The organism is Actinomycetota bacterium (assembly GCA_005888325.1).
Lineage (GTDB): Bacteria > Actinomycetota > Acidimicrobiia > Acidimicrobiales > AC-14 > AC-14.
Genome location: VAWU01000026.1, coordinates 156,404 through 158,336, shown reverse-complemented (window position 1 = coordinate 158,336; position 1,933 = coordinate 156,404). Strand labels below are relative to the sequence as shown.

Annotated in this window: 4 protein-coding genes and 1 pseudogene (1 of these 5 only partly in view); 1 reads left to right on the top strand and 4 read right to left on the bottom strand. The window is 70.9% G+C overall.

The features are described from left to right. On the top strand, window positions 1-116 hold a 116-nt coding region (locus E6G06_10475; GenBank protein TML91464.1), incomplete at its 5' end, for an IS481 family transposase. Here E6G06_10475 and E6G06_10470 read toward each other — a convergent pair. The 4 genes and pseudogenes from E6G06_10470 to E6G06_10455 form a co-directional block, all read right to left on the bottom strand. Next, the gene (locus E6G06_10470; GenBank protein ID TML91463.1) at window positions 113-478 is read right to left on the bottom strand and encodes a lactoylglutathione lyase; all 366 of its coding nucleotides are present in this window, start codon (window positions 476-478) and stop codon (window positions 113-115) included. The genes E6G06_10475 and E6G06_10470 overlap by 4 nt on opposite strands. Window positions 479-487: 9 nt before the next feature. After that, window positions 488-913 carry a hypothetical protein gene (locus E6G06_10465; protein TML91462.1) on the bottom strand — a complete coding sequence of 142 codons (426 nt, stop codon included), beginning with the start codon at window positions 911-913 and terminating at the stop codon, window positions 488-490. After that, complete coding sequence (locus tag E6G06_10460) at window positions 910-1,491, bottom strand: hypothetical protein (GenBank protein TML91461.1); 582 nt, start codon at window positions 1,489-1,491, stop codon at window positions 910-912. Before E6G06_10460 ends, E6G06_10465 begins: the two co-directional genes overlap by 4 nt. Further along, window positions 1,376-1,933: pseudogene (locus E6G06_10455) on the bottom strand (APC family permease) (it continues 945 nt past the right edge of the window). Before E6G06_10455 ends, E6G06_10460 begins: the two are co-directional and overlap by 116 nt.

Here is a 1,933-nt window from a genome sequence, read left to right as displayed (position 1 = left end):
AACGCACCCGCGCGTTGACTCGGTGGCTGCACGTCTACAACCATCATCGCCACCACACCGCTATCGGCGGGCCACCGGTGAGTCGTGTCGGCAACGTCATGGGGCACTACACCTAGAGAGCAGAGCCGGCCCGCTCGAGCACCTCGATGCGGTTGCCGGCGGGGTCACGGGTGAACCCCCGACCGGCCCCGAAGACCGGCGGGGCCGGCTGCCACTCGCGGCCGCCGCGCTGTAGCCGGTCGACCACGCCGGCGAAGTCGTCGACCACCAGCGCGAAGTGCGCGTGGGGATGGGCGGGCGACTCCCGCTCGGAGAGATGGACCTGGCTCGTCGCGTCGATCGTGAACCACACGCCGCCGGGGTCGGTGCCCGGGGCCTTGTCGACCGGGGCCAGTTGCAGGACGTCGCGGTAGAACGCGGCGACCGTCTCCGTGTCGTCGGGGCGGCAGGTCACGTTGACGTGGTGCAGCCGGGTCACCCGCGGACTCTAGGACACCGGCCTGTCAGGAGAACCCGCCTGCGAGGTGACGAAGTCGTAGGTGGGGTTGAGGATGGCGAGGCGACCGTTGTGCTCGCCCACCATGCCCTCGATCGCGAGGCACGTCCCGGGGTGGATGCCGGCCACCTCGCGGCGGCCGAGGAACACGACGGCCACGCCACCGGTGGCGTCGACGAGCGTGCACTCGAGCGTGGGCACGCCCCCCCACGGCTGGATCCGCATCGACCGCACCCGACCCGCCACGCGCGCCCGTTCGCGCCACCTCATCTCGGCGATGGGGACGGCCTCAGCGGCCGGGAGCAGAGACACGTCCTCCGCAGCCGGGAGCGGAGACGCGACGTGCGCGGCCGGCGGCGGAGCGGCAGGGGGCGGAGGGGCGACCGCGCGTTCACGCCGGCGGGACAGGACACTCATCGGACCTTCTCCTCCTCGTGCCTCGTCGCGCCCAGGTGGTAGGGCACGAACGTGACGTTGGCGTGGGGCAGCCGCGAGACGACGCGTGCGATCGAGTCGGCGGTGCGGTCGTGGAGCAACTTGTGCCACGAGCGGCGGTACATGCGCCTCGGCACGAGCACGCTCACCTCGGTCTGGCCGTCGGCGGTGGCCTCGGCCACCACCTCGAGCACCGAGCGGGCGATGCGCCGGTCGGGGCAGTCGACCAGCTCGAGCGGCACCCGGGAGAGCCCCAGGCGACGCCACTGTGCGGCCAGCTCCTCGGCCCGATGGAGGTCGCCGGCCACGTGCACGGCGCGCAGCTCGTCGGGCGCAAGCGTGCGCGCGTACTGGATCGCGCGCGCCGCGCTGAGGTCGAGGCTGTCCACCAGCACGAGCACGACGTGCCGGCGCAGGACGGGCGCCTCCGCGGCCTGGCGCGCATCACGCTCGAGCTCGGTGCTCTCCGACTCGTACTGCCGGTTGAGCCGCACCAGCACCGCAACGAAGAACGGGACGAGCACGCAGATGACCCATGCCCCGTGGGTGAACTTCGTCACCGCGATGACGATGTCGACGACGAGGGACAGAAGCGCGCCCATCCCGTTGACGAACAGCCCTCCCTGCCATCCCGGCTCCTTCAGGGTGACGTGGTGCTTGGCCATGCCTGCCTGCGACAGGGTGAACGACGTGAACACACCGATCGCGTAGAGCGGGATGAGCCGGTCGACCTTGGCGCCTGTGACGATGACGAGGACGATCGAGGCCACCGCCAGCGAGATGATGCCGTTCGAGAACACCAGGCGGTGGCCCCGCTTGGTGAGCTGCTTGGGCATGAAGTGGTCGTCGGCATGGAAGCTGGCCAGGCGGGGGAAGTCGGCGAAGCTCGTGTTGGCCGCGAGGACCAGGATGAGCATGGTGCCCGCCTGCAGCGCGTAGTAGAGGACGTTGCCGGCTGCGCCCCCGCCGTACACCAGCTTGCCGATCTGGGAGATGACGGTG

Coding starts and splice junctions, on each gene's coding strand:
- E6G06_10465 (TML91462.1), bottom strand. CDS start 913: ATGAGTGTCCTGTCCCGCCGGCGTGAACGCGCGGTCGCCCCTCCGCCC.